The following is a 19,401-nucleotide window of genomic DNA, read 5'->3' as shown; positions in this document are numbered from 1 at the left end:
CAGGTGGCAAAGTGGCTGAACGAAAGACTCGGGCAAAGGCGGCACGGACCGAAGTGAAGCGGGCTTCAGGCGGGAGTGCAAAAAAGAGGGCGGCAACGCGTAAAAAAAGCGGTACGCCTTGGTTAAAATATGAAATAATCGGGCTTTTTTTATTGGTAGGCGGCATCTTTTTTACCGTCGGTTTTATGGGTGTTGACACGGGCAGTATCGGCTATGCTCTGGACGACCTCCTTGCTTATGCTTTCGGTGCGGGTCGCCTCTTTGTAGCTGTTGCCTTTATTGCGGCGGGCATTCAGTACATAATTAAACGGAAAGCCCTGCCCTTTACGAAAAGCTGGTGCATGGGCGCCTTGGTGTACGAGCTTTTGCTGAGCCTTTGGCACGCCTTTTTTACGGGACAGGGCGAAGAGTTCGTTCCCGCGTCTCTGCGTCTGGGCGGCGGAATTTTGGGCGCCCTGCCGACTTCGGCTCTGCGCAGCCTTTGCGGTCCTTTCGGCACTGTTTTAATTCTTGTCGTTGCTCTTATTGCAGCTTTCATGATCTGGAAGAAAATCTCCATCTCGAGGCCTGTCGCCTATGCGTCGAGCAAGGCGGTTACAGGCATTCAGGAAGCGACGCAGGTCGTGCGCGAACAGTGGCAACAGCGTGAACAGCGAAAGATTTTTGACATTGAAAAGGAAGCGAACGACGCAGCTGCCGCATCAGTTGTCGTGTCTCATAATCCGCAGTCCGCGGTGACGGAAACGGAAAATTGGGAAGAGCGTGAAATCGTACAACCGAGTTCATCTGACGAGTTGTCGCTTGTCGAAGCCGGCGGCGACAACACAGATTTTGCCGATAAAGGAGAATTTGAAGACCGCAGAGACGTATATGGCTCCGAATTGGAAGCTTATGGTTATGATGAAGACGATGCGGAGATTCCCGAGGCCGAAGCAGGTAAAGCAAACGACGGCAACGGTATAATCGAAACGGTCGTCATCGACGATACGAAACCGGCGGCGTATACGGCCGCAACGGCGCCGGCTGTTGAAATGGAGGACTTAAAGCCTCTCGAAACGGAGCTTACGGCCGGTACGGTCGAAGTGGGCGCGAGAGGACAGACGGCCGTACCGACGGCTGAAGGCGAACACACATACCGCCTGCCGTCTGTTTCCATACTGCATCGCGGCGATGCGGCCGAAACGGGTTTGAGTGATGAAGTGCGGCAAAATGCTCAGATCTTGCAGGATACGTTAAAAAGCTTTAACATTGATGCAAAAATGCTGACAGCCAGTCGCGGCCCTGCCGTAACACGGTATGAGCTGGAGCCGGCGGCAGGCGTCAAGGTCAGCAAAATTGTTCACTTGGCGGATGATTTGGCTTTAAAGCTTGCCGCTACGGATATTCGTATAGAGGCTCCCATTCCCGGCAAGGCTGCCGTGGGTATTGAAGTGCCCAACCACAAGGTGACGCCCGTTTGCCTGCGCGACGTCTTGGATACAGACGTATTTCGCAATGCCGCCGGCGGTGTTCCCGTCGGTCTGGGCAGGGATATTGCAGGCACACCTATTGTGGCGGATCTTGCGAAGATGCCCCATCTGCTCGTCGCCGGTTCTACCGGATCGGGCAAGAGCGTGTGTATTAATACCCTTATTTCCAGTATCCTCTTTAAACAGCGGCCGCAGGATGTAAAACTGATTTTAATCGATCCGAAGGTTGTCGAACTGTCGAACTATAACGGCATACCGCATTTGATGACACCTGTCGTGACGGATCCGAAAAAGGCGGCCAATATACTGCGTTGGGCCGTACGGGAAATGGATGATCGGTATAAGCGTTTTGCCATGACGAAGACGCGCGATATTAAGCGTTATAACGAGCTTCATCCGCAGGAAGCCATGCCCTATGTGGTTATCATTATCGACGAATTGGCGGATCTTATGATGGCTGCAGCCGGCGATGTGGAAGACTCTATTTGCCGTTTGGCGCAGAAAGCCCGCGCCTGCGGCATGCACCTCGTTTTGGCAACGCAGCGACCGTCCGTCGATGTCATTACAGGCCTGATTAAGGCTAACGTGCCGAGCCGTATCGCCTTTGCCGTGTCGAGCCAAATCGACTCGCGCACTATCTTGGATATGGCCGGTGCGGAAAAGCTTATCGGCAAGGGAGATATGCTCTTTTATCCTATGGGTGCGTCAAAGCCTGTGCGCGTTCAGGGCGCTTTCATATCGGACAACGAAATCGACGAAGTCGTCGAATATATTAAGGCGCAAGGCAAGCCGCAGTATGACGAATCCGTCACGGCGGCTCAGCAGGAAGAAAAGGCCGACGGCGGCGATTTCTTTGAAGACGAATTGATGGAAAAGGCGATTATGATGGTCTTGGAAACGGGACAGGCCTCCGTATCCATGCTGCAGCGCCGTTTTCGTATCGGCTTTTCTCGTGCCGCCCGCATGGTCGACACAATGGAAGTCATGCATATTGTCGGTCCCGCCAATGGCAGTAAGGCGCGAGAAATTCTCATGACGGCGGAAGAAGTACAGCATAAGTATTTTTCCGATTAAAAAGCTGTCGGTTTGACTATATATACCATAAACGGAGGATACATATATGCCTTCAGCAGGAGAAGTTCTACAAACCGAACGGGAAGTTCAGGGTCGGACGTTGACGGATATAGCGGCGGCTACGCATATAAAGACGGATTACTTGGCGGCCCTTGAAGCCGATAAGTATGATACTATTCCGGGTGCGGTTTTTGTCAAAGGATTTATTCGCTCCTATGCCAATTATTTGGGCATAAACGGCGAGGAGTTGATAGAGTTGTATTTACAGCATACCGCACCGGAAAGGCCGCAGCCCGTGCGCCGCAAGGTGCGAAAATCCTCTTTTTTGCGGCGTACGCAAAATAATCGGCGTAATCAGGGCAGATGGGTTGAAGTCGGCATTGTCGGCATGGTCATTTGTCTTGCCGCAGTCGTTGTATGGCAGGTCTTGTAACGAGACGGACGGTTAACCGCGTAGGAGAACGGGTGCATGAAAAAACATCTTCCTCTTTTAGGGATAATACTTTTTATTATGGGCCTCCTTTGGGCAGGCGTATTTATACAGCAGGATCGGGAACAGCAGCTTGAAGCGCAGGCAATGTACGAAAAAGAACGGCATTTGACCGTGTATTCGGACCTGCCGGCCGCAGCGAATCGCGATTTGGCGACGGCCTTTTATGAGGAAACGGGCCTGCGCGTGCGCATGGTGACGCTCACGGAAGACGCCCTGCAGCGTTCACTGCAGCACCCTACACCGGGGCAGCAGCCCGACGCGGTCATCGCTTCGGAAGGGACGTTGCGCACGGGACGGCTTCAAGGCGCCTTTTTGCCGTATCTGTCGGACATGACGGATACGGTTGCGCCCGAGCGTAAAGACGATGCCGGTGCCTGGACGGGTCTGTGGTATAATCCTCTTGTCTTTGTAGTCAACCGTGACTATTACGGTATGGGCGGCAGTAATATCAATACGTGGGGCGACTTGCTTACGGATTCGACTATGGTCATCAGTTTTCCGGATCTTGCGGCGACGGACATTGCCGGCGATTTTCTTTGCGAATATGTGGAACAACACGGGACGGAACGGTCGGCTCTTTACTTCAGAAGCTTGCAGGAGCGTATAGGCTCGTACACGAAAACGATGATCCCCATTATGCACCGCGTCGCCGGCGGTGAAGCCCAGGTCGGCGTAGTCGATGCGGTTACGGCCGAGCAGTATCGTTTTGACGGCGCGCCTGTATATGTTATTTTTCCGCAGGACGGAACATCCGCTTGGTTGACCGGAGCCGCCGTGACTAGGTGGTGCTCCGATGAAGACCTGGCGGGAACCTTTATAGATTGGCTTTTGTCTGATAAAGCGGCAGCCGTATTGCGCAAAAACCGCCTCTATTTCCACTATGCCAACAGTACATTGCCTGCGCGTCAGGACTCGAAACAGCAAAATCTCGTCATCTTTAAAGGGACGAAGCATTATAACGACAGTGAACGCAAGTCCATGCAGGATTGGTGGCTCAGAGCCGTACGATTCGGAAGGGAAGGGTAATGGAAAAAATTGCTTTTGTCAGCTTGGGCTGTTCAAAGAATTTAGTAGATACGGAGGTCATGCTCGGTATTTTGCAGCAGCGCCACATGGGCCTGACCGAAGACATGGCGGACGCCGACATTATTATTGTCAATACGTGCACCTTTATTGAAAAGGCGAAGGAAGAATCCATTCAAACGATTTTGGCTGCGGCACGCTATAAGACGGACGGAAAATGCAAAATCCTCATCGTTACGGGCTGTCTCAGTCAACAGTATCAACGGGAACTCTTGAAAGAACTGCCCGAAGTGGATGCCCTCTTGGGTACGGGCTCGTGGGATCGCATTTGGGAAGCCGTTACGGCGGCAAAACAGGGAAAACGCGCCTGTTTTATGGATGATGTCAGCCACCTGTACGATCAGGAGACGAGTCGTCTGCGGACGACGCCGGCGTACAGCGCTTACGTTAAAATCGGTGAAGGCTGCAACAACGGCTGTACCTTCTGTATTATTCCCAAAGTACGCGGTCCTCTGTATAGCCGGCCTATGGACTCGATCGTGGCGGAAGTGAAAGATATGGCGCAAAACGACGTGAAGGAAATCAACCTTATTGCCCAGGATACGACGAGTTACGGTATCGATACGGTCGGTGAGCCGCTTTTGCCCGAACTCCTGCGCAGCCTCGTAAAAATAGACAAGGTGCGGTGGATTCGCCTCTTCTATTTATATCCTCATTACTTTACGGACGAATTGATGGATATTATTGTCAGGGAGGATAAAATCTGTCCTTACGTCGATTTGCCGCTGCAGCACATTTCCGATACGGTATTGAGGCGTATGAATCGACGGGACACGAAGGATGATATTTTACGGCTCGTCCGCAAGCTCTGCGGTCACGGCCGCAAGCTGACCTTGCGCTCGACCTTTATCGTCGGCTTTCCGGGTGAAACGGAAGAAGAATTTCAGGAGCTCTGCGATTTCGTGGAGCAGACGAAATTCGATGCCGTCGGCGTTTTTACGTATTCGCAGGAGGAAGGTACACCGGCAGCGGCCATGAAGGATCAAATTCCCGAAGGCGTAAAGGAGGAACGGTATCATAAGCTCATGGCCATTCAGGCAAAGGTTTCGGAGGAACGAAACTGCGAGCTTGAAGGAAGCGTTCATCCTTTCATTGTTGAAGAAATTACGGACGAAAACGGTTATACACAGGCTGTGGGCCGTATCAATACGCAGGCTCCCGAAGTGGACGGCCTGACCTATGTGGAAGACGGCGCGGGCCTTGAGCCGGGCGATATTATTCCCGTCAAAGTAGTGCGCGGCTTCGCTTATGATTTAATTGCCGAAAGAGTATAGCGGCGAGGTGGATAAGACATGCTCGTAGAACTGGTAACGACCGGGTCGGAACTGCTGCTCGGTGAAATTGTCAATGAAAATGTGCGCTACTTGTCACAACAGCTCAATAAAATGGGCTATTCCGTTATCTATCAGACGACGGTCGGCGATAATCCGAATCGTATGGAGACGGTTCTGCGCACGGCTTTAAACAGAGCGGATATCGTCATTACGACGGGCGGTTTGGGGCCGACGCAGGGAGATGTGACTAAGATCATCGGTGCTCAGGTCATGGGCGTGTCTCTCGTCTTTCGCAAAGACGTTATGGAAGGCGTTACGGCCTGGATCAAGTTGCGTCATCCCGAACGGGATTTGACGGATAACCAGAGACGCCAGGCGATGATCCCCGAGGGAGCGACGGTTCTTGCCAATGAGGCGGGGACGGCACCGGGGACGGCCTTATATAAGAACGGAAAGGTTCTCATCCACCTGCCCGGTCCGCCGTCGGAAATGCGCTGGGTCTTCAATAACCGGGTAAAGACTTATTTACGGCATATTTTCGGTTCTCAGGGCTATATTTATTCGACTTATGTTAAAATATATGATATGGGCGAAGCACGTATTGAAGACATGATTATGGATCTCGTTGAGAGACAGTCCAACCCGACCATTGCCATGTATGCACGCATCGGCTTTGTGGAAGTGCGTGTCACGGCAAAAGCGGCAGATGAGGAAACCGCCAAGGCACTGGTAAGACCTGTGGAAGACGAGCTGCGTAAGCGCCTCAGGCGCGCTGCCGTGACGTATAACGACGAGACGGTTGCCGCCGCCTTGGGCCGTGCTTTGCTTGATCGGAAGCTTACGATGAGCTGTGCCGAATCCTGTACGGGCGGCCTTGTCGGCTCGTATATAACGGACGTTGCCGGCAGTTCGGCCTACTTCCTCGGCTCTGCCGGGACCTATCAGGACGGCGTGAAGACGAAACTCCTCGGTGTGTCTTCGGAAACGCTGCGCCTTCATACGGCAGTGAGCGAAGAAACGGCTGCCGAAATGGCGGAAGGAAGCAGGAAGCTTTACGGCAGCGATATTGCCGTCAGCACAACGGGTATCGCCGGTCCCGACGGCGGTACGAAAGAAAAACCTGCAGGCCTTGTCTATACGGGTGTCGCCGGCCCGTGGGGAACGACGGTTTATAAGAGCGTCTTTCCGGGCGAACGTAAAGAAGTGAAAGAAAGAGCGGCGACTAAGGCCGTTTATCATGCATTACAGTATATAATGGAACATTCATAGAAGGAGGCACATTTATGGAAGCGAAACAAACGGCGCTGGAAAACGCGTTGAAGCAAATTGAAAAAGACTTCGGCAAGGGCGCCATTATGCGGCTCGGCGATTTGGCGGAAAAAATGAACTTGGAAGTTGTTTCGTCCGGCTCCTTGGCTATTGATGCGGCTGTCGGCGTCGGCGGCTATCCGCGCGGCCGAGTCATAGAAATATACGGTCCCGAATCGTCCGGTAAGACGACATTAGCTCTGCATGCCATCGCTTCGGCTCAAAAAGACGGCGGTATTGCCGCTTTTATTGATGCGGAACATGCTTTGGATCCCGTATATGCGCGCCATCTCGGCGTCGATACGGCGGAACTGCTCATTTCTCAGCCCGATAACGGAGAACAGGCTTTGGAAATTACGGAAGAACTCGTACGCAGCGGTGCTGTCGATATCATTGTCGTCGACTCTGTGGCGGCTCTCGTGCCGAAGGCGGAAATTGAAGGGGAAATGGGTGAATCCCATGTAGGTCTCCACGCCCGACTCATGAGCCAGGCTTTGCGTAAATTGACGGGCATTATTTCTAAGTCCAAATCCATTGTCATTTTTATCAACCAATTGCGTGAAAAAGTAGGTGTCATATACGGCAATCCCGAAACGACTACGGGCGGCCGGGCCCTTAAATTCTACGCATCCGTGCGTATGGAAATTCGCAAGGGTGAAGCCATTAAAGTCGGCGGTGAACTCGTAGGCAATAAGGCGAAGGTCAAAATCGTAAAGAATAAGGTGGCGCCGCCTTTTCGTAACTGTGAAGTGGATATCATGTACGGTGAAGGTATCTCCAAGGAGGGAACGCTCCTCGACTTGGGCGCATCCATGGACATCCTGGAAAAAAGCGGTACATGGTATTCCTACAAGGGCCAGCGTCTCGGCCAGGGTAAGGAAAACGTGAAGACATTCCTCAAAGAGCACCCGGAAATAGCGTCGGAAGTGGAACAAATTATTCGTGACACCCTTGCGGCGGAACCGGAACGATTCGACGAAGTGCTGACGGAACGGCCTCACGCCGATGAAGCGGCCGCAGAGTAAGCCGTGAATGCGAAAGAGGTTTATGCCAAGGCGCTGCACCTGCTGAGCGTGCGCTTTCTCAGCGAAGGTGAGCTGCGCCGCAAATTGCAGGCTCGTGAAGCGGCGGACGATGTAATTGATGAAGTGGTAGAGAAGCTGAAAACGGAGCGATTTATTGATGACGAGCGCCTGGCAGCCGCCGTATATCGCCATTATGCGCAAAAAGCAAAGTACGGTCATGCGTATATTTGCAATAAACTGCGCCTCCGCCTATTGCCTTTGCCGGAAGAGCGGGAAGAGTATGACGAAACGGAAGCCGCTCTTGCTCTCGTACGAAAATACTTTTCCCGGACGGAAGCCGACAGGCGCAAAATTGCCCGTTATTTACAGAACCGCGGTTTTTCGGGAACGGCTGTACGAGCGGTTTTCGATGACTTTGTCAGCTTGACAGATGAGTGAAAAAAATTTACAATAAGAGTAACCGAATGACAGTATCGGTTCTTATATGCAGCTATGATGGTTTTTTGAAAAAAGATGCAGAAAAGTAAGACGCATACTAGAAAAGCCGGACGGGAGTTCGGCTTTTTTTAATGAAAAGGAGGTGACAGTGTAAAGTGATTGGAATTATAATTGCAGCCGTAGTTTGCGGTGCTATCGGCCTCGGCTTCGGCTACTTTTACCGCCTGCGCATTGCCGAAAGCAAACTCGGCAGTGCCGAAGCGGAGGCGGCCCGTATTATTACGACGGCCAAACAGGAAGGCGAAGCACAACGCAAAGAGCTGATTCTCGAAGGCAAAGAAGAAATTCACAAACTGCGTATTGACGCGGAACGGGACAATAAAGAACGGCGCTCCGAATTGCAGCGTCTGGAACGGCGGTTGCTTCAAAAAGAGGAACACCTGGATAAAAAATCCGAGTCCATGGAGAAAAAAGAAGAACTTCTCGTCAGAAAAGAAGGGGAAGTCGCGAAGGTACGTGAAAAAATCGACCAACTGCACGAACGTCAGCTGGCCGAGTTGGAACGTATTTCCGAACTGACCTACGATGATGCGAAAGAACTTCTTCTGGCAAACGTCAAGAACGAAGTGAAACATGAAACGGCACAGCTCATTAAGACACTCGAAGAAGAAGCGAAGGAAGAAGCGGAGCAGAAGTCCTTGGAAATCATTTCTCTCGCTATTCAGCGATGTGCCGCCGATCATGTAGCGGAAACGACAGTCTCTGTCGTATCTCTGCCCAATGACGAAATGAAGGGACGCATTATCGGTCGCGAAGGTCGCAATATTCGCGCTATTGAAACGTTGACCGGCGTCGATCTCATTATCGACGACACGCCGGAAGCGGTTATTCTTTCGTGCTTCGACCCCATTCGTCGTGAAGTTGCCCGCCTGGCTTTGGAAAAACTCATTGTCGACGGCCGTATTCATCCGGCACGCATTGAAGAAATGGTTGAAAAAGCCCGTAAAGAAGTGAACCAGAAGATTCGCGAAGCCGGTGAACAGGCGACATATGAAGCGGGCGTTCACGGCCTGCATCCGGAAATGATCAAGATATTGGGACGCTTGCGTTACCGTACGAGTTACGGGCAAAATGTCTTGCGCCACTCCATTGAAGTATCGCAGCTTGCCGGTATTATGGCGGCCGAGCTGGGCGTTGATGTAACCCTTGCCCGCCGCGGCGGCTTGGTGCATGATATCGGTAAGGCGTTGGATCATGACCTCGAGGGAACGCACGTGTCCATCGGTGTTGATGTAGCCAAGAAGTACGGCGAATCGAAGACCGTCATCAACTGTATCGCTTCGCATCACGGTGATGAAGAAGCGACATCCGTGGAAGCCGTGTTGGTAGCGGCGGCCGATGCCATATCGGCGGCACGGCCGGGGGCGCGTCGGGAAACACTGGAAAATTACTTAAGACGGTTGGCCAAACTCGAAGAAATCGCAAAATCCTTCAACGGCGTTGAAGAATGCTTTGCTATTCAGGCCGGCCGCGAAATTCGCGTTATGGTAAAACCGGAAAAATTGAGCGAAGATGATTGCGTCATTCTGGTTCACGATGTGGCAAGACGAATTGAATCGGAATTGGAATATCCCGGACAAATCAAAGTTGTCATTATCAGAGAAACGCGCATGGTCGACTACGCGAAATAAGCATGAAGAAAAGTATCCCCTTGCTCTTCGGGCAGGGGGATTTTCGTGTATACGGGCATATTTTACTTTTGCAGATGCAGATCTTCCTCATAAGCTCGACGGGCTTCGTCGGCTGAGATGAAGCCGCTTTCCGTCATTTGGGCGAGGACCGTTTGTTGCCGCTCTTTGGCCGCTTTGTAATTTTCCAGCGGATTATAGTAAGTCGGCGCCTGAAGAAGGCCGGCCAGCATGGACGACTGAGCCAGCGTGAGATTTTCCGGCTCAACAGCGAAGTATGTATGGCTTGCCTGGGCGATTCCCGTCGCGTCAGCGCCGAAATAGGCCGTGTTTAAGTAGATGGCGAGGATTTCATCCTTTGTGTAATTACGCTCCAGAAGGATGGCTAAAAGCAATTCCTTTGCTTTGCGGGAGACCGTGCGCTCCTGCGAGAGGAACGTGTTTTTTATGACCTGCTGGCTGATTGTGCTGCCTCCTTCTACCGTCTTGCCCGCATAGAGATTGACGGCACCGGCACGAATAATACCGACGGGGTCGACTGCGCCGTGGTCGTAAAAGCGTTTATCTTCTACGGAAACGACAGCCCGGAGAAGAGAGCGGGGAAGCTTATCGGCCTTGACGTAACCGTGAATATGCCTGATTTTGCTCTGCATGGATTCGCGAAAATGCAGATACGGCGCAAGGGACGAATCGGCTTCTTCCGATGCCGCAAAGGGATTAGCGTTATAGGGTTTGTCCGTAATATGGCTCCAAACGGCCATGGCCATGAAGGCGAGAATAAAGAAGAAAAAATATCTCTTTTTCATACACCCTCCTTATGGCCGAATTATATCATATTACCTTGGGAACCGCAAAAATACGTGATTTTTTTCGGTCAAAAAGAGTTTGTAATTCCTGTTGCATTCAAAAAGAATCTATGTTATTATACATATAGATTTAATTAATAATAATAATTTGTTGAGAATAAATGGAGGAAGTAAAAATGGAAAAGTACGAATGCACAATTTGCGGTTACATTTATGATGAAGCTGAAGGCGATCCCGACAACGGTGCCCTTGCAGGTACGAAATTTGCGGACCTTCCCGATTCCTGGGTATGCCCCGTATGCGGTGCGGACAAGGATGCTTTTGTTAAGTTATAAGTACGGCGTTTATGCGTATAAGTAAAGTCAATCTTGATAAGAATCAGGTTGTACCTTTCAAATGCAAGTGTTATGATAAAGCCGACCGCTTTTAGAGCGGTATGATATGTTCCTATAGGAGGAGTTAAGTATGGATAAGTACGAATGCACGGTATGCGGTTATATTTACGACGAAGCTGAAGGTGATCCCGATAACGGCGCCCCGGCAGGCACGAAATTTGCGGACCTTCCCGATTCTTGGGTATGTCCCGTATGCGGTGCAGGCAAAGACGCATTCGAAAAATTATAAGATTAGACGCATAATAAAAAAACTGCTATCATAAAAATGTGACAGCAGTTTTTTTTATGGGAGCGTGTTGACGATGGACTATAGCGAAGTGCGTGCGCAGGCGAAAAAACGAATGAATGGATGCCGTGTGTGCAAAGAATGTAACGGCTTGGGCTGTATCGGAGAAATTCCGGGATTCGGCGGCCTGCGGACGGCCCGGTCCTTTATTCGCAATGTGGAATCTCTGCGGCAGTACGGTCTTATTATGAACAGTTTGGCACAGGTTGAGGAGCCTCGGACGGAAATTACCCTTTTCGGCATGAAGCTGTCCCTGCCCGTCATGGCGGCGCCTGTCGGTGCGATTTCACTTAATGCAAAGATGGAAGGCGATGCGGCGGAAATAGAAGCGGCCTATGACCTGGCTGTCGCTCAAGGTGCGGCTGCAGCGGGGACGGCGGCCTTTTGCGGGGACGGCGGTGCACCCTTCATGTATGAAGGCTCCTTACAGGCATGTAAGGCCTGTCCCGGCCGTGTCATACCGACCATAAAGCCGCGGGAAGATGATAAGATAATTGAAAAGGCAAAGCTTGCGGCTGCGTGCGGCGCACCGGCCGTCGCGTCGGATGTCGATGCGGCGACGCTTATCAATATGCGGCTTTTGGGGCAGCCTGTAGGACCGAAGAGTCCCGAGAGCATTCGTGCCGTTTCAAAGGCCGTAAGTATCCCTTTTATTGTGAAGGGCATCATGTCCGCCGTGGAGGCGAAGCGGTGTGTTGCGGCCGGAGCGGGGGCCGTCGTCGTCAGCAATCACGGCGGCCGCGTCCTGGACGGCATGGCCGGAACGGCAGATGTATTGCCTGAAATTGCGGCAGCCGTAAAAGGGAAGACGACCATTCTTGTCGACGGCGGCGTACGTACGGGTGAAGACGTCCTTAAAATGCTCGCTTTGGGGGCCGACGCCGTTCTCATCGGACGACCCGTGGCGGTTGCGGCCATCGGCGGCGGCGCTGAAGGCGTAGAACTGTATTTTAACAAAATAAAAGGAGAGCTTCGCGATGCCATGACGATTACAGGTGTCCGCGACGTACGCCGCGTGCCGGCGCATGTCATGATGCGCCTCACATAGAAATGCGCATACGAGTGAAGTGGGCATACAAAAAGGGCGGTTCACCAGGACCGCCCTTTTTGCGTTTGTTAATTTAGCGGGATATTTCTTCATCACGAGACAAATTAACTTCTTTTAAGGGAATGAGACTTGTCTTGTGCTTAAACTTGTGGTACAGGAAAACGGCCAGGAATACGGGGATGCCGATGTAAGCGACACTGGCACCGTACCAGTCGATTTCAGGACCTGTAAAGGCCGAATAATTTTGGCCGGCCGTGACAATAATACAGAGGATGAGAGCCAAAATCGGCCCGAACGGGAAGAGAGATGCCTTATAGGGCAGGACGGACAAGTCCTTGTGCTGTGCCTTGAAAGCGCGGCGGAAGCGGTAGTGGCAAATAGCGATGCCGATCCATGTAATAAAGCCTGCCATGCCGCTGATGTTGACGAGCCAATCATAGGCCTTGCCTTCACCGATGAGCGATGTCAGGAAAGCTGCCAGACCGAATACGGCCGTAGCGAAAAGGGCGTGTGAAGGAACGCCGCGCTTGTTGAGCTTCAAGAAGGTCTTCGGGGCCTGGCCTGTCTTGGCCATGGCATAGAGCATACGTGTCGATACGTAAAGGCCCGAATTGCCTGCGGACAGGACGGCCGTAAGGATGACGGCATTCATAACGGAAGCCGCTGCAACGAGCCCGAACCGTTCAAAGACGAGTGTAAACGGGCTGATGGAGATATTTTCAATAGCCGTGTTCAAAAGGTTTTCATCCGTATAAGGTATGAGGAAGCCGATGACGACGAAGGAACCTAAGTAAAAGAGAAGAATACGCCAAAAAATGGAATGTACCGCCTTGGGGATATTCGTTTCCGGTTCTTCACTTTCACCGGCGGCAATACCGATCATTTCCGTCCCCTGGAAGGAGAAGCCGGCTACCATGAAGATACCGAGAATTGCCGTTACACCGCCTACAAAAGGCGCGTCGCCGACAGTCCAGTTCGTAAACCCCGGTGATTCGCCGCCTACGCCGAGAATGAGGAGTGTACCGACAATAAGGAAGGTTACGACCGTAATGACCTTGATACCGGCGAAGATAAATTCACTTTCCCCATATGAACGGGTAGACAGGTAATTCAGGAAAAATAAGACGACAAGAAAAATACCGCTCCAGACGGCCGCAGGCACATCGGGGAACCAATACTTCATGATAAGAGCACCTGCCACGAGCTCCGCCGCGAGAGTAATGGCCCAGTTAAACCAATAGTTCCAACCGAGGGCAAAGCCGAGAGACTTGTCGACATACCGGTTGGCATAGGTCTCAAAGGAGCCGCTGACCGGCAAATAGGCAGCCATTTCGCCGAGACTGGTCATGAGAAAATAAACCATTACGCCGATGAAGGCATAAGCCAGGAGGGCACCGCCCGGGCCTGCCGAGCTGACCGTTTCCCCGCCGGCAACGAAAAGACCCGTGCCGATAGCGCCGCCTATGGCGATCATGTTCATATGACGCGCTTTGAGGCTGCGCCGCAATTGTTGCTGTTCTTCTGCCATACAAAACCACTACTTTCCTATAAATTTAGATCTTTACTATGTAAAAGTTATACGCAAAACATTATAGCAAAAGGGCCGCATGAATACAATTACTTTGTTGTAACAGACCCGGGCAGCAATTATATCAATTTGAATAAAACCGATTATAAATTCTTTATTTCTTCCGGATTTTCGAGCTCCGTAATCTTCCATGTGCCGTCTTCCAGAGAAACGGCTTTCAATTTAAGCGTTGTCGACGTGTTTTTCTTTTTGTTTTCAACGACAATACTGATATCGGCCGTTTTGTCGGCATTTTTGACAGAAGAAATGTTGCCGATAGAGAGGTCGTCCTTTTCGGAGATGATCGTATCGGCCGGCGTACTTTGCCCGGATGTGTTTGCAGCGGCAGCCTTCGGCGTATCCGTAATAGCCGCGTTAACGGCGTTTTTGACGGACGTCGTTAAAATATTCTTGGCAACCGGAATCAGGGCTGCAGCAAAAGGATTGGCCTTGATGGATTCGTCTTTTTCCATTTCGCCGTCAATCCATTTGCCGATAATACTGTCAATGTCGACGTGCTTGTTGAACGTGTCCGCGTCATGATCCTTCACGGCCGTACGGATGATTTGCAGCGTATATTCGGGCGTGCGCGTGTAATAAAAATGATAATAACCGTAAGCGCCGGCTACAGCTGCGATAATGAGTGCCGCAATGATGAAAAACTTTTTACCTATTCTAATGGTCATGGTGCATGTCTCCTTATTAGTATTTTCGGATAATATATACCCGCCTATATCATACCATAAGAAAGACATTATAAAAAAAGAGAAGACCTTGCATACGCAACGGCTCAAGAGCCGTGGAACAATTATGCAAGGTCTTCCAGTACAATTAGTTTAGCAGATTTATTGCACTGCGGCAAGGAGAAAATGAATAAGGACAAAAGAGTTGCTTCCCGACGCAGCAATATAAATCGTTCCGATAAAACTGAAAAAATATCTATGAGTTTAAGTCAATCAAATAAGTGGTTTAATAATTATTCCCAATAACACAAAATATCATAAAAATGTTACAATATTTCATGTAGAAATTAGCAAGATATAATGATAAAGTATATGACGAATATACATGGAAAGATGGTTAATTTTTGATGGAGCATAAGGTATGGAAGATATAAATCGTTCGGATTTAAAAGCAATATTACATTCTAAGAGGGCCAATATTTATTATCTTGAGAAATGTAGAGTCATGCAGAAGGATGGGCGTATTGTTTATTTGACAGATGGCAAAAAAGAGAGTCTTTATTGGAATATTCCTATTGCAAATACGACAGTTATTATGTTAGGGACAGGTACGTCCATAACTCAAGCTGCTATGAGATTGCTGGCTGCTGCCGGTGTTTTAGTCGGATTCTGTGGCGGCGGCGGCACGCCTTTATTTGCAGGGACGGAAATAGAATGGTTTGCACCGCAGAGTGAGTACAGACCTACTGAGTATGTACAAGGTTGGTTGTCTTTTTGGTTTGACTCGGAAAAACGGTTGAAATTGGCTAAAGAATTCCAAAGGAAGCGGTGTCAATTTTTAGAGGTAGTGTGGACTAAGGATTCGGAATTACAGTCGTATAGTTTTTATTGTGACGATACGGATATTGAACATGCGTTGGCGTCGTATAAAAAGAAAATAGAAGTAGCCCCTAATGTCACTAAGCTTTTGACAGCGGAAGCGGAATTTACTAAAAAACTTTACAAGTATGCGGCCCAGCGGACAAGCGGTGAGAATAGTTTTACGCGTGATCATGACGGTACTGATGACGCTAATTGTTTTCTTAATCACGGTAATTATCTTGCATACGGATTAGCTGCTTGTACATTGTGGGTTTTAGGAATACCGCACGGTTTTGCCGTAATGCATGGAAAGACGCGTAGAGGGGCACTTGTGTTTGATGTGGCTGATTTAGTTAAAGATACGCTGGTATTACCGTGGGCCTTTATTTGTGCTGCAGACGGCAGAGCGGAACAGGATTTCAGACAAACGTGTTTGCAAAAATTTACGGAACATAAAGCTCTTGATTTTATGTTTGATGAAGTGAAAAAAGGAAGTCGCCTATTTTGCGACAGTGATGGCATATGATGGTTGTTTTTACAAGTAGGAGCGAGAAAAAGGCTCTGTATACGGTCAGACGTATTTTAGACAGCTTTGCGGATCGTATCGGCAATGATACATGGAAAACAGTCATAACGGCGGAAGGCCTGTCCGCCGTAAGAACCTTGCTGCGAAAAAGTGCGACAAAAAACACGGCCGTTGCCTGCCATTGGATTCGTTCCCGTAGCCGCAGTGAACTCGTATGGGTTATCGGTAATCGGGAATGTTTTAATGACAATGGTATAGTTCCGGTCCATTCTACCAGGACAAATATCCTTCATAGAGAATGGGAAAACGGCTGGACATATTTGCCCTTATTGAAAGCTCTGGTAGCTGTAGCCGCTTTATTTCATGACTACGGAAAAGCATCAGATCATTTTCAGCAGAAATTGAAATCGCGAAGTCTCGAAAGAGATCCCTTTCGGCACGAGTGGATGTCGTGTAAACTGTTGGAGATGATCGTTAAACATGCCGGTTCCGGTGTTCATGAAAGTAACGATTGTAAATGGTTGCAGATCTTACAAAACGGAGAATTGGACATATGTTCTATAGCCCGGATGGTGGCGTCCGAACAAGACGGGAAAATTAATTTTAATAAGTTACCGCCTCTTGCACAGAGTGTTTGCTGGTTAATTTTATGCCATCATAAACTTCCTGACCTGGCAGATAAAGAGAAGTGCAGAAGTTTTAAAGACGTATCTAAAAAAGAGTTTAACGAAATGTTGAACAGTATTCATGCCGATTGGGGATATGAAAATACCCAAGCTTTGAATAAGGACGGTTGTTTTACCTTTTCTGAAGGATTGGTCGGACCGAAGCAGGTGCAGTGGCATAAAGCGGTAAAAAAATGGACTTACCGATTACTGGAAAACAGGGAGGCTTTTTTATGTCTTTTTAATAACAAAACAAATAAAAATGCTTTTAGGCAGCTCCTTAACTATGCCCGTATATGTTTAGTCTTGGGCGATCACTATGTGTCGTCCATGGATGCGGAGAATACAGGACGATGGTGTAATAGTCTAAAACTATGGGCGAATACGGATATATCGGGAATGAGGCAGCTTTTAGAAGAGCATTTGGTGCGAGTATGTGAACAGGCCGTAAAAATTGCTCATCAATTGCCGCGCCTTACAGAGCAGATGGAAAGTGTAACTGATAATAAGACACTGAAGAAAAAAAGCCCGGAAAAATTTAAATGGCAAGATACGGTAGCAGAAGAAATAAAAGCCTTTCGAAAAGACAAAGAAGAAAGGTATGCATACTTTACGATAAATATGGCCAGTACCGGTTGCGGCAAGACATTTGCCAATGCGAAAATTATGCAGGCACTCTCAAAAGACGGCAGGTCTCTTCGCTATATTTTGGCATTAGGGCTTCGTTCATTAACATTGCAAACAGGTGATGAATATAAAGAGCGCATACGTTTGGATGATACGGAACTTGCCGTTTTAATCGGTTCGACAGCAGTACGGGAATTACATCGGCAAGACAATCAAGATAAAGAATATGAACCGGCTATAGACGGTAATCTTGAAGAACTGGTAGAGGAAGAAATTGAATATGTTGATACGGAAGATGATGAGCAAGTAAAATTTCTGGATATCTTTTTCAAAGCAGTCACGCCGGGAAAACGGGGAATCAGCTCAAAACAAGCCGCAAAGAATCATGCTCTCTTATATAAACCGGTTCTGGTCGCAACGATTGACCATATGATGGGTGCAACTGAAACTGTACGTGGCGGAAGATTCTTATTACCGTCTTTACGGCTTATGTCTTCTGATTTAGTCATTGATGAGATCGATGATTTTGGCAAAAAAGATTTAATTGCCATTTCACGCTTGGTGCACTTGGCAGGTATGTACGGTAGAAATGTAACCATATCGTCTGCTACCATACCGCCGGATTTGGCGGAAGGTCTTTATAGAGCATATACGGCCGGTCTTGCCTGCCATAACGGATTTTTTTCCGAAAAAAAGCAGCCAGTTCTAATTCACTGTGATGAATTTAAAGCGCAAGTGGAAGATATAAATATTAAAGACCGTTGTTTTGCAGACGTTCATGAGCGCTTTGTTAAGAAACGGGTGAAAAAACTTCGGCAGCAACCAATTCAACGAAAAGCTTACATACAGAACTGCACCGCAGAAGCGATTGATGAGGCCGGAACGTGTATTGAGCACAATACCGTTGAGATTCGATATTTTGAACAGATTAAAGAAGCGGCTGAAGCGCTGCACCGACAAAACTGTGTATGCGACAAAAAGACCGGGAAGAAAGTCTCCTTCGGCGTCGTGCGTACGGCCAATATCAAGCCTTGCGTGTCATTATGCCGCTATTTATTGTCTTGTTCCTGGAGCAAAGATATTACGGTGCGAGTCATGGCATATCACAGCCGACAAATCTTGTTATTGCGACATGAACAGGAAAAATATTTAGATAAACTGTTGAAACGGCATCAAGAAAAATCGAATATTGCAGATTTCGAAGATTCTGTTGTTCGTAAGCATATCGATTCGTGTGATTCGGAGAATATTCTTTTTATCCTCGTGGCCACGCCCGTTGAAGAGGTGGGGCGCGACCATGATTGGGACTGGGCCGTAGTCGAGCCGTCATCGTATCGCTCCATCATTCAGCTTGCCGGCAGAATACGCCGCCATAGGCGAAATGACAAGGGTATTGAAGCCTATAATATGGCGATTATGCAGTTTAATTTGCGCGGCTTGGAAAAGCAAAAAATTGCCTTTTGTCGTCCGGGGTATGAATCGGGACTACATTTGCTACGTACACACGATATTACTTCGCTCTTGAACGAGACTGAACTGGCGGAAAGAGTGGATGCAATACCGCGCATTATAAAGGCGGAAGCATTGAAGCCGGAAGAACGTCTCATTGACTTGGAACATCAAGTCATGCTGGATTTTAACAGCCATGAAGACGGACCAAAGCAGTTAAACGGATGGCTGGAAGAGTACTGGTGGCTTACGGCCCTGCCGCAGCGGTTTAACCCATTTCGTGAAAGTACAGGAACGGATGTGAAACTCTGGGCGATTTATAAAGATGAAAGGATTGATTTTTGTGAGTATAATAATGGTAAATATATACGCAGGAATGAAATCTTAAATATCTCTATACGGGAAGGGATGAACGAAATTATGAAGGAGCGGCTTTGGTTGTATAGAGATTATAAGAATGCATTGCAAAAGCGAATTATAGCGGATGGCAGAAAGGATGAAACGATTATTTTAGAAGAGATATCTAGACAGTATGGAGAAATTGTAATGCCATACAATACAAATAATTCCCAATGGTACTATTCGGATCATTTCGGATTATTTAGAGAATATAAGGAATAGATGGGAGGGAGATAG

At 49.0% G+C, this 19,401-nt stretch carries 16 protein-coding genes; 13 read left to right on the top strand and 3 right to left on the bottom strand.

Annotated features, from left to right (window positions below):
* Positions 1–11: 11 nt before the first annotated feature.
* The 8 genes from BQ2674_RS04375 (at position 12) to rny (ending at position 9,855) form a co-directional block, all read left to right on the top strand.
* Positions 12–2,543: an FtsK/SpoIIIE family DNA translocase gene (locus tag BQ2674_RS04375; protein WP_075573358.1), complete on the top strand. Its 2,532-nt coding sequence runs from the start codon at positions 12–14 to the stop codon at positions 2,541–2,543.
* 46 nt (positions 2,544–2,589) lie between these two features.
* Positions 2,590–2,976, top strand: coding sequence for a helix-turn-helix domain-containing protein (locus BQ2674_RS04370; RefSeq protein WP_075572624.1), 387 nt, complete (start codon positions 2,590–2,592; stop codon positions 2,974–2,976).
* Between the two features lie 36 nt (positions 2,977–3,012).
* Positions 3,013–4,062: an ABC transporter substrate-binding protein gene (locus BQ2674_RS04365; RefSeq protein WP_075572623.1), complete on the top strand. Its 1,050-nt coding sequence runs from the start codon at positions 3,013–3,015 to the stop codon at positions 4,060–4,062.
* Positions 4,062–5,393, top strand: a complete 1,332-nt coding sequence (gene rimO, locus BQ2674_RS04360; protein WP_075572622.1) for a 30S ribosomal protein S12 methylthiotransferase RimO — start codon at positions 4,062–4,064, stop codon at positions 5,391–5,393. Before BQ2674_RS04365 ends, rimO begins: the two co-directional genes overlap by 1 nt.
* A gap of 18 nt (positions 5,394–5,411) precedes the next feature.
* Positions 5,412–6,662, top strand: a complete 1,251-nt coding sequence (locus tag BQ2674_RS04355; RefSeq protein WP_075572621.1) for a competence/damage-inducible protein A — start codon at positions 5,412–5,414, stop codon at positions 6,660–6,662.
* 14 nt (positions 6,663–6,676) lie between these two features.
* Entirely contained in the window at positions 6,677–7,726 is a 1,050-nt protein-coding gene (gene recA / locus BQ2674_RS04350; RefSeq protein WP_075572620.1) for a recombinase RecA, read from the top strand.
* A gap of 3 nt (positions 7,727–7,729) precedes the next feature.
* Positions 7,730–8,164 (top strand): regulatory protein RecX, encoded by a 435-nt coding sequence (locus BQ2674_RS04345; protein ID WP_075572619.1) that lies wholly within the window; start codon positions 7,730–7,732, stop codon positions 8,162–8,164.
* Positions 8,165–8,319: 155 nt separating this feature from the next.
* Entirely contained in the window at positions 8,320–9,855 is a 1,536-nt protein-coding gene (gene rny, locus BQ2674_RS04340; RefSeq protein ID WP_075572618.1) for a ribonuclease Y, read from the top strand.
* Positions 9,856–9,917: 62 nt separating this feature from the next.
* Here the strand turns inward: rny and BQ2674_RS04335 are convergent, their stop codons facing one another.
* Positions 9,918–10,658 (bottom strand): transglycosylase domain-containing protein, encoded by a 741-nt coding sequence (locus BQ2674_RS04335; protein WP_075572617.1) that lies wholly within the window; start codon positions 10,656–10,658, stop codon positions 9,918–9,920.
* A 176-nt stretch (positions 10,659–10,834) separates the two neighbouring features.
* Here BQ2674_RS04335 and rd (BQ2674_RS04330) point away from each other — a divergent pair, with 176 nt between their 5' ends.
* From rd (BQ2674_RS04330) to BQ2674_RS04320, 3 genes are all read left to right on the top strand, one after another.
* Complete coding sequence (rd, locus tag BQ2674_RS04330) at positions 10,835–10,993, top strand: rubredoxin (RefSeq protein WP_075572616.1); 159 nt, start codon at positions 10,835–10,837, stop codon at positions 10,991–10,993.
* Positions 10,994–11,123: 130 nt separating this feature from the next.
* Positions 11,124–11,282, top strand: a complete 159-nt coding sequence (gene rd, locus BQ2674_RS04325; protein ID WP_075572615.1) for a rubredoxin — start codon at positions 11,124–11,126, stop codon at positions 11,280–11,282.
* Positions 11,283–11,355: 73 nt separating this feature from the next.
* On the top strand, positions 11,356–12,387 hold the full coding sequence (locus BQ2674_RS04320; RefSeq protein ID WP_075572614.1) for an alpha-hydroxy-acid oxidizing protein: 1,032 nt from the start codon (positions 11,356–11,358) through the stop codon (positions 12,385–12,387).
* Between the two features lie 73 nt (positions 12,388–12,460).
* Here BQ2674_RS04320 and BQ2674_RS04315 read toward each other — a convergent pair whose 3' ends face one another.
* The gene (locus tag BQ2674_RS04315) at positions 12,461–13,915 is read right to left on the bottom strand and encodes an amino acid permease (RefSeq protein WP_075572613.1); all 1,455 of its coding nucleotides are present in this window, start codon (positions 13,913–13,915) and stop codon (positions 12,461–12,463) included.
* A gap of 143 nt (positions 13,916–14,058) precedes the next feature.
* Positions 14,059–14,640, bottom strand: coding sequence for a hypothetical protein (locus tag BQ2674_RS04310; protein WP_075572612.1), 582 nt, complete (start codon positions 14,638–14,640; stop codon positions 14,059–14,061).
* A 418-nt stretch (positions 14,641–15,058) separates the two neighbouring features.
* Here BQ2674_RS04310 and cas1f point away from each other — a divergent pair, with 418 nt between their 5' ends.
* Entirely contained in the window at positions 15,059–16,024 is a 966-nt protein-coding gene (cas1f, locus tag BQ2674_RS04305; protein WP_075572611.1) for a type I-F CRISPR-associated endonuclease Cas1f, read from the top strand.
* Entirely contained in the window at positions 16,021–19,386 is a 3,366-nt protein-coding gene (gene cas3f / locus BQ2674_RS04300) for a type I-F CRISPR-associated helicase Cas3f (RefSeq protein WP_075572610.1), read from the top strand. Before cas1f ends, cas3f begins: the two co-directional genes overlap by 4 nt.
* Positions 19,387–19,401 lie beyond the last annotated feature (15 nt).

The organism is Megasphaera coli, from assembly GCF_900095855.1.
GTDB classification, from domain to species: Bacteria; Bacillota; Negativicutes; order Veillonellales; family Megasphaeraceae; genus Megasphaera; species Megasphaera massiliensis_A.
This window is presented reverse-complemented; position numbering and strand designations above follow the sequence as displayed.

What these genes read in the sequence shown, in the direction of transcription:
- BQ2674_RS04370 (WP_075572624.1), top strand. Translation starts at nt 2,590, where the DNA reads ATGCCTTCAGCAGGAGAAGTTCTACAAACCGAACGGGAAGTTCAGGGT.
- BQ2674_RS04365 (WP_075572623.1), top strand. Translation starts at nt 3,013, where the DNA reads ATGAAAAAACATCTTCCTCTTTTAGGGATAATACTTTTTATTATGGGC.
- rimO (WP_075572622.1), top strand. Translation starts at nt 4,062, where the DNA reads ATGGAAAAAATTGCTTTTGTCAGCTTGGGCTGTTCAAAGAATTTAGTA.
- BQ2674_RS04355 (WP_075572621.1), top strand. Translation starts at nt 5,412, where the DNA reads ATGCTCGTAGAACTGGTAACGACCGGGTCGGAACTGCTGCTCGGTGAA.
- recA (WP_075572620.1), top strand. Translation starts at nt 6,677, where the DNA reads ATGGAAGCGAAACAAACGGCGCTGGAAAACGCGTTGAAGCAAATTGAA.
- BQ2674_RS04335 (WP_075572617.1), bottom strand. Translation starts at nt 10,658, where the DNA reads ATGAAAAAGAGATATTTTTTCTTCTTTATTCTCGCCTTCATGGCCATG.
- rd (WP_075572616.1), top strand. Translation starts at nt 10,835, where the DNA reads ATGGAAAAGTACGAATGCACAATTTGCGGTTACATTTATGATGAAGCT.
- rd (WP_075572615.1), top strand. Translation starts at nt 11,124, where the DNA reads ATGGATAAGTACGAATGCACGGTATGCGGTTATATTTACGACGAAGCT.
- BQ2674_RS04320 (WP_075572614.1), top strand. Translation starts at nt 11,356, where the DNA reads ATGGACTATAGCGAAGTGCGTGCGCAGGCGAAAAAACGAATGAATGGA.
- BQ2674_RS04315 (WP_075572613.1), bottom strand. Translation starts at nt 13,915, where the DNA reads ATGGCAGAAGAACAGCAACAATTGCGGCGCAGCCTCAAAGCGCGTCAT.
- BQ2674_RS04310 (WP_075572612.1), bottom strand. Translation starts at nt 14,640, where the DNA reads ATGACCATTAGAATAGGTAAAAAGTTTTTCATCATTGCGGCACTCATT.
- cas1f (WP_075572611.1), top strand. Translation starts at nt 15,059, where the DNA reads ATGGAAGATATAAATCGTTCGGATTTAAAAGCAATATTACATTCTAAG.
- cas3f (WP_075572610.1), top strand. Translation starts at nt 16,021, where the DNA reads ATGATGGTTGTTTTTACAAGTAGGAGCGAGAAAAAGGCTCTGTATACG.